Raw genomic sequence first — 7,772 nt, forward strand, 5'->3', positions numbered from 1 at the left:
GCATCGTTTCCAGCATCGAGACGTCGATGTGCTGGCCGAGCCCCGTCACGGTACGCTGATAGAGCGCCGAAGTGATCGCACCGAAACCGTAGGTGCCGGTGACGACGTCGGCATGGTAGATGCCGCAATAGTCGGGACGGCTGCGGCCGGGCTGGTAGGCCAGATGCGCCATGTCGTAGCCGGAGGCCGCGTGGATCACGGGAGCGTAGGCCGGCAGCTCGGCCGAGGGGCCGGTCTGGCCATAGCCGGAGATCGAGCAGTATATCAGCCGCGGGTTGAGCGGCCGCAGCCTCTCGTAGTCGAGCCGCAGCCGCTGCATCACGCCGGGGCGGAAGTTCTCGACCAGTATATCGGCGGTGGCGGCCAGCCGGCGCACCGCCTCTTTGTCGTTCTCGGACTTGAGGTCGAGCACCGCGCTCTTCTTGCCGACATTGAGCTGGCCGAACGCGGTGCTGCACCCGTTGCGGAGCGGAGGCCGGGTCCGCATCGTCTCGCCGCCGTCAGTCTCGATCTTGATGACCTCGGCGCCCATGTCAGCGAGCATCCGGGTGCAATGAGGGCCGGCGATCGTGGTCGAAAAATCCAGGACACGCAGGCCCGCGAAGGCCTTTGTCGTCGTCTCCTCATGCTTATCTGGTAGCTGCATCCTGGAGCTCTTTGGAACCTTCACTGTTCTCTCTGGTTGGTGCGGCGACCCTAGAGGGCGGCGGCTGAGTAGGAAAGTATTTACCGAACGGCGCACCGCGTGGGCGGGCTTGAGAAGTTTTAGGACAATTGGACCCGTTCTTGCATGGCAGCAAGCGGGATGGGAAGAGGGCGCCGTTCTTGAGGGTCTTGTTCGTCACCACAGAGATGGACGACTTCGTCCGCGTTGGTGGGTTGGGCGCGGTTTCCGCCGCGCTCCCCCGTGCACTTCGCGCCTTCGCCGATATCCGGATCATGCTGCCGGGCTATCGCGACATCATCGAGCAACTCACGCATATTCAGATCGTCGGCCGTTGCCCTGCATTCGCGGAAATGCCGGCCTGCTCGCTCGGCCGGGCCGCCACCAAGGACGGCATGCCGGTCTACGTGCTGTTGTGCTCACAGCTCTACGACCGTCCGGGCAATCCCTATGGCGACGAGTCCGGACGCGACTGGCCCGACAACGACATCCGCTTCGCGCGCTTTGCCTCGGCGGCGGCTGAGCTCGCCATGGGCAAGCTGGACAAGGATTGGGCAGCAGACCTGGTCCATGCCAATGACTGGCAGGCCTCGCTCGTGCCCGCATACCTTGCCTGGCACGGCGCCAAGCTGCCGTCGATCCTGACCATCCATAACCTCGCCTATCAGGGCCTATTCCCGAAGGACTCACTGCGCCGGATCGGGGCACCGGAAAGCTCGTTTCACATCGACGGCGTCGAGTTCTACGATCAGGTCTCCTTCCTCAAGGCGGGCCTCGTCTACGCCTCGCACCTCACCACCGTCCGCGGCACCTATGCGCGGGAGATCACCACGGCCGAATTCGGCTGCGGCCTCGAGGGCCTCCTGCGCCTGCGCTCGGACGCCGCCGAGCTCACCGGGATCCTCAACGGCATCGACGAGAGTTGGGACCCGCGCTCCTGCGCCAAGCTCGCCCAGCAGTTCGGCGCGGGCGACTGGGTCGGCAAGAAGGCGAACGCGGACTACGTCCGCAAGCAGTTCGGCTTGGCGGTCTCGCGCGGACCGATATTCGGCATCGTCGCCCGGCTCGTTCACCAGAAAGGCATCGACCTCGTGCTGTCTGCGGCCGACGAGATCGTCGATGCCGGCGGGCAGATCGTGGTCACCGGCTCCGGCGAGCCGGCGCTGGAGCAGGCCTTGATCGACGCGCATCGACGCCGCCCCGATGCCATCGGCGTCGCCATCGGCTTCAACGATGCCCAGGCGCGCCGCATCTTCGCCGGCAGCGATTTCACCCTGATGCCGTCGCGGTTCGAGCCGTGCGGCCTCAGCCAGATGTACGCCCAGCGCTTCGGCTCGCTGCCGATCGGTCACCAGACCGGAGGCCTTGCCGAGACCATCACCGACGGCGAGACAGGATTCCTGTTCTCGAGACCCTCGCGCGAATCCTTCCTCGGCGGCGTGCGGCGGGCCTTCTCGGCCTTCATGGCCCACGACCAGCTCGACACCATGCGCCGCAGCGCCATGGGACGCTCGTTCTCCTGGAGCATCTCGGCCGGCAGCTACGGCGCGCTGTACCGCAAGCTGGCGTCGGTGTGAGGCACCGCTGTCATTCCGGGGCGCGCCGCTTGGCGCGAACCCGGAATCCATCGTTCTACCGGAATGCTGGGAGAAATGGATTCCGGGTTCGCGCTCCGCGCGCCCCGGAATGACAGCTGAAACACGATTGGCCTCGAGCCCCTATTCCCGCGCGGCGATCGCAGCGGGTGAGCCAGCTGCAGCAACAGCGCGCGGCCGCGCGCCGAGGCGCGGACCTGTTCGAGGGCTGATTCCAGATCCCTGGCTGACACCACTTGCAGTACCTTTCGGCTGCGGACTGCCGACCATCCGCAGGGCCGCTGGCAATTCGATGAAGGCGAGGCGCCCTACTCGGCGGCCATCGGCATCTCGTCAATATGCTCATGCAGCACCACGCCGGCGAGCGGATCGAATTCGCCAATCCACGGCTTGCGCGCCAATACCGCCTTCGTGTGCGCATAACCGGCATGCCAGCGCCGCGTGATCCCGGACGGACTGAAGTCGATATCCTTGGTGTGGGTCTCGCGCTCGAGCTGCGGCGTCAGCAGCCGCACCACATGCATGCGGGTCGGACAGCCGTAGCTCGCCAGCTCACGCACGGCAGGGTCGTTGCGCTCGCTCTCGGGCAGACGCGCCGCAAGCTGGTTGATGACGTGGCGCAGGCGATGGGCCTGCTGCTGTCGCACGATCTGGCTCGCGATGCGGCTGGAATATTGCACGTCCTTGTGCCGGTTCAGCACCTCCGCCATCGTGGTCGGCTCCGGCCCGACGGGATTCCAGAGATGCACGGAGAAGATCAGCGAGTTCCTGCGTGGATTGTCGTCGAACACCGCTTCCGTCGGCGTGTTCGACAGGATGCCCCCGTCCCAATAGAGCTCGCCGTCGATCCGCACGGCGGGAAAGGCCGGCGGCAGCGCGCCCGACGCCATCACATGCTTCACCGTCAGTTCGCCGTCGCGGCTGTCGAAATAGCGCATTTCGCTGGTGCCGACATGAGCGGCACCGACCGTGAGGCGCGGCGCGCAGCGGTTGGCCAGAGCGAAATCGACGAGTTCGCTCAACGTTTTCTCGAGCGGAACGGTCGAATAATAGCCCGCATGATCGGCACCCAGCGGATAGGAATCGCCGGCATGCGCCAGCGGATTGGGTCTGAAGAAGCCTGGAATCCCGTGGGTCACGGTCGACCAATAGGCCAGCTTCTCGTTGAATCCCGGAAACGCGGTGCGCCAGTCCCAGACCGGCTGCTGCTCCATCCGCTTCCAGAACTCCCGCAAGCGCGCGAGCCGGTGCTCGGGCGGGTTGCCGGCAATGAGGCTTGCATTGATCGCACCGATCGAGGTGCCGATGATCCAGTCCGGCTCGATACCGGCTTCGTGCAAGGCCTGGTAGACGCCGGCCTGATAAGAGCCGAGCGCGCCGCCGCCCTGAAGCACGAGCACGACCTGGCCCGGCAGGTCGTTGCCCTGTATGTTGGTCTGCGTACCGTTCATGAGTGGCTCCTGATCAGCTTGCATTGCAAGGGCATTCGTTGCCGACTGCGGCTCGTTGCGACGGCCCATGTTAGTGCGCCGTCCAGCCGCCGTCGACGGGCAGTGCAACGCCGGTAATCGAAGCCGCCGCGTCCGTCGACAGGAACACCGCGAGCGCGCCGAGCTCCTCGAGCGTGGCGAAGCGCTTGTTGGGCTGCTGCGCCAGCAACACGTCGCGGACCACTTGATCGCGGGAAATCCCATGCGCCTTGGCTTGCCCGTCGATCTGGGCTTCGACCAGCGGCGTGAAGACGTAACCGGGACAAACCGCGTTGCACGTGATGCCTTCCTCGGCCGTCTCCAGCGCCGTCACCTTGGTGAGGCCGACGATGCCGTGTTTAGCGGCGACGTAGGCCGCCTTGAACGGCGAGCCGACCAGACCGTGCGCGGAAGCGATGTTGATGATCCGGCCGAAGCCGTTCCGGCGCATCGCCGGCAGCGCGAGCCGCGTGGTGTGGAAGGCCGAGGTCAGGTTGATCGCGAGGATCAGATCCCATTTCTCGACGGGAAATTGGTCGAGCGGCGCGACGTGCTGGACGCCGGCATTGTTGACGAGGATGTCGAGCCGGCCCGATTGGGCGATGGTGGCTGCGATCATCTCGGCGATGGATTTGGGCTTCGTCATGTCGGCCGGCGAGTAGCTCGCCTTGATCCCGAACTCGGCGGCGATCTGCTCGCGGGTCCGACCGATCTCGCTTGCGACGCCGAGCCCGTTCAGCACGATGTCGGCACCGGCGGCGGCCAGCGCACGCGCGATGCCGAGGCCGATTCCGCTGGTCGAGCCCGTGACCAGCGCCACCTTGCCCGCCAGCGCGCGGGCAGGCTGAGATGTCTGCGGCTTCAGCGGCATGTTCATGACACGGTCTCCATTGGCAACGACTGGGCTTTCCAGCCTGCGCAGAAGCTGGAGCATCGCCCGCCTAAACGGAAATACCGGCTGGCTTCCGAATCCATAGGCGCGCGCTATTGCCGGCGGGATGTCATTCGCCAGCCGATCCGATAAGATCGGCTTCATTCTCGCTCGGAGCCGATCCATGGAAATGCACCAGGTCCGCTATTTCCTCGCGGTGGCGCAGCTCTTGAACTTCACGCGCGCGGCCGAAGAGTGCAACGTCACGCAGCCGTCGCTGACGCGCGCGATCAAGCAGCTCGAGGCCGAACTCGGCGGCGACCTGTTCCGCCGCGAGCGCCCCGCGGCGCAATTGACCGAGCTCGGTCAGCGCATGCTCCCGCTTCTCAAGCAGTGCTATGACGCCGCCGCCGGCGCGCGCTCACTCGCCTCCTCGTTCAAGAACGGTGAGATCGGCGCGCTCCGCATTGCGCTGACCCATTCGATCGACCTGGCCCTGCTGATTCCTCACCTCAACGAGATCAGGCGGCAGTTCAACCGGCTCGAACTGCGTTTCCTGCGCGGCACGAGCCGCGAAGTCGGTGAACTCCTGAAGAAGGGCGAGGCCGAGCTCGGCATCGCCGCCGAGATCGACGAGGCCTGGGACCGCCTCGACATCTGGCCGCTGTTCACCGAAAACTTCGAGCTCGTCATGGGCGAAGGCCACCGGCTGGCCGGCCGTAACTCGGTCGATCTGGACGATCTGCGATCCGAGCAGCTGCTCAGCCGGACCTTTTGCGAGCACGCGCGCCGCATCTCCGCCAGCCTGCGCGAGCACGGCATCGAACATGGTCACGAAGTTTCGAACGAACGCGACCTGATCGAGCTGGTCGAGGCCGACATGGGCGTCGCCATGGTGCCGCACACCTCGCCCGTGCCGGAGCGGCTGACGCGCGCCGCAGTCGCAGGGCTGGACGCCCGCCGTACCGTCAACCTCTATGGAGTGGCAGGACGCCAACGCACGGCCGTGGGCAACGCCGTGATGCGGATGCTGCGCGGCGCCGACTGGCGGGAGATTGCGGGGTAGTTGGGCAACATCTGCCTTTCCTTCTCCCCTTGCGGGAGAAGGTGGCGCGAAGCGCCGGATGAGGGGTTCTATCCGTACGGAAAGCTTGGAGGCATACCCCTCGCCCAAGCGAACTCGTGTCTGCCAGCGTTGCTGCCCTCTCCCGCAAGGGGCGAGGGCACTCCAACTTGCGTCTCACTGCTTTGCAAGACCTCTATGTGTCTCGAGCCACGCGCCCTTCGCGGCAACAGAGATGCGCGCCTCAGTTCTCCCGGCTCGCGCTTTCCAGCGCTTCGATCAGATCATCGATCTCCATGCGCTTTCGAAAGTCCGGATCGACGAAGCGGGCTTTCACGATGCCGTCGCGTCCGACCACGAATACGGCCGGGATCGGCAGCATCCAACCATCATTGCCTTGGAATCTCGCCATGTCCTGATAGGACAGCAAGCTCTGTATCTCCGTGCCGAGCCAGATCGCGAGATTGAGCGACAGCGCGTAGCCGTTGTCGAGATCGGTCAGAATCGGAAACGGCGCGCCGGATTCGGCCTTGAGCTGCCCGGCATATTCCTGCGTCTCCGGCACGATCGCCACGATCTGCGCTCCCATCGCCTTGATGCGGTCCAGCGACTGGACCACGGCGCGGACATTGAGCCGGCAATAGGGACACCAATGGCCGCGGAAGAACATCACGGCGAGCGGACCGCGCGCCAGCAGTGCGGGCAGCGCGACGAGACGGCCGCCCTCGTCGGGCAGCATGAACGGCGGCATTGCATCGCCCGGGCGCGGCGCGGTCTCGCCGCCGCCATTCCCGCCCAATCGCGCCACGAGACGATCAACCGCCTCGCCATAGGCGGGAAAGACCTCGCGGCTGGCATCGGCATAGGCACGGAGCTGCTCGTTCAACGTGCCGTCCATGTCGCGGCAGCGCTGGAAGGCGAGCCTGAGCTGTTCGGCGTCGGCTGATGAGAGAGAGGTCATCTTCCTGCTCCGGCATTCCCGTTCGGTGAATACTAATTTCCCGCTTCGGCCGCCCGCAAGGGGCGGCCGCGCTGCCGGGACCCCGCTCAGTTCACGTAGAAATTGCCGGTCGGATCGAGCCGCCCCGGAGTGTAGTACAGCGATCCGTTGCTCATGAAGAAGACGGTGTTGTCGGGCACCTTCTTGGCGTTCTTCATCATGGCGTCGTGGTTCTTCTCCGCCGGGGCCATGGCCATCGCCGACATCTTGCCGGGCCCGCCATAGACATAGGCCATGCCGGCCTTGAAGTCCCAAGTGGCCTGCGAGAAAGCTGAGGTGGCGATGATTGCAAAGGCGGCGGTGGCGGCCAGTGTCTTGGATAATCTCGGCATTGGGGGGCTCCTCCCGATTGACATAAACGCCCGCCAATCGGGCGCCTTGTCATCGAACGCCTGAAGTTCTGAAAGCGGAAATGCCGTTGCCCAATCGGATCGATAGCCGCCGCGTATCAACATAGCGCATCGCTATCGCATCGAGAGCGAGCCGGCATTTCTAGAGGGACGCGGTTTCGACGAAGCTCCAGCCATGGCCCGCGACCATCACGGTTGCGGTCAACACAGGAGACCTTTTCATGTCCAGGAGCCATTCCTTGTCGCGTCTGATCTGGCCTGGCCTCGCCATCGTCGGCGTGCTCACGCTGTCGGCACAGCCGGTTTCCGCCGGCGAGTGCCCCGCCGACAAGATCAAGCCGAACGCACGGCAGATGGTCGACACCAAACCGGTCGGCGTCACCGACGTGACGCTCGGCGCAATCGATCTCGGCAAGCAGCCCGCCCACATCGAGGGTCGCGAGCTGCGCTTCCGCAAGCTGACCATCGCGCCCGGCGGCATCGTGCCCTGGCACAGCCATGACGATCGTCCGGCGCTCATCTTCGTGCAACAGGGCGAGATCGTCGAATACGCCTCCAACTGCGTCGATCCGATCGTGCACAAGGCCGGCGACATCCGTCCTGAAGTTGCCGGCACCTCGCATTGGTGGAAGAACCTCGGCAAGGAGACCGTCATTCTCTATGTCGGCGACGTCCGCAAGGATCCCAACGATCATCATATGTAGTTCGTCGCGGCCATCCTTCGAGACGCCCGCCTCCGGCGGGCCCTCGGGATGAGGAC

8 protein-coding genes are annotated in these 7,772 nt (G+C 65.2%); 3 read left to right on the top strand and 5 right to left on the bottom strand.

Translation table 11 applies throughout. From position 1 onward, the window contains the following. A partial coding sequence (locus JHD07_RS27130; RefSeq protein WP_291627634.1) for a CoA transferase occupies nucleotides 1-646 on the bottom strand: 646 nt, incomplete at its 3' end. A 179-nt stretch (nucleotides 647-825) separates the two neighbouring features. On the opposite strand from JHD07_RS27130, the gene glgA reads away from it, so the two are divergent. Then, nucleotides 826-2,241, top strand: a complete 1,416-nt coding sequence (glgA, locus tag JHD07_RS27135; protein ID WP_291627636.1) for a glycogen synthase GlgA — start codon at nucleotides 826-828, stop codon at nucleotides 2,239-2,241. Between the two features lie 326 nt (nucleotides 2,242-2,567). On the opposite strand, the gene JHD07_RS27140 is transcribed toward glgA, so the two are convergent. Continuing rightward, on the bottom strand, nucleotides 2,568-3,710 hold the full coding sequence (locus JHD07_RS27140) for a patatin-like phospholipase family protein (protein ID WP_291627638.1): 1,143 nt from the start codon (nucleotides 3,708-3,710) through the stop codon (nucleotides 2,568-2,570). A 70-nt stretch (nucleotides 3,711-3,780) separates the two neighbouring features. Continuing rightward, nucleotides 3,781-4,605, bottom strand: a complete 825-nt coding sequence (locus JHD07_RS27145; protein WP_291627640.1) for a 3-hydroxybutyrate dehydrogenase — start codon at nucleotides 4,603-4,605, stop codon at nucleotides 3,781-3,783. Between the two features lie 178 nt (nucleotides 4,606-4,783). Between JHD07_RS27145 and JHD07_RS27150 the strand changes: the two genes are divergently transcribed. Further along, nucleotides 4,784-5,665, top strand: coding sequence for a LysR family transcriptional regulator (locus JHD07_RS27150; RefSeq protein ID WP_291627642.1), 882 nt, complete (start codon nucleotides 4,784-4,786; stop codon nucleotides 5,663-5,665). A gap of 241 nt (nucleotides 5,666-5,906) precedes the next feature. On the opposite strand, the gene JHD07_RS27155 is transcribed toward JHD07_RS27150, so the two are convergent. After that, complete coding sequence (locus JHD07_RS27155) at nucleotides 5,907-6,623, bottom strand: peroxiredoxin-like family protein (protein ID WP_291627644.1); 717 nt, start codon at nucleotides 6,621-6,623, stop codon at nucleotides 5,907-5,909. Between the two features lie 86 nt (nucleotides 6,624-6,709). Beyond that, nucleotides 6,710-6,994, bottom strand: a complete 285-nt coding sequence (locus tag JHD07_RS27160) for a hypothetical protein (RefSeq protein ID WP_291627646.1) — start codon at nucleotides 6,992-6,994, stop codon at nucleotides 6,710-6,712. 239 nt (nucleotides 6,995-7,233) lie between these two features. Between JHD07_RS27160 and JHD07_RS27165 the strand changes: the two genes are divergently transcribed. Continuing rightward, nucleotides 7,234-7,716, top strand: a complete 483-nt coding sequence (locus JHD07_RS27165) for a cupin domain-containing protein (protein ID WP_291627648.1) — start codon at nucleotides 7,234-7,236, stop codon at nucleotides 7,714-7,716. The last annotated feature ends 56 nt before the right edge of the window (nucleotides 7,717-7,772 follow it).

Source organism: Bradyrhizobium sp. (assembly GCF_016462955.1).
GTDB lineage: Bacteria > Pseudomonadota > Alphaproteobacteria > Rhizobiales > Xanthobacteraceae > Bradyrhizobium.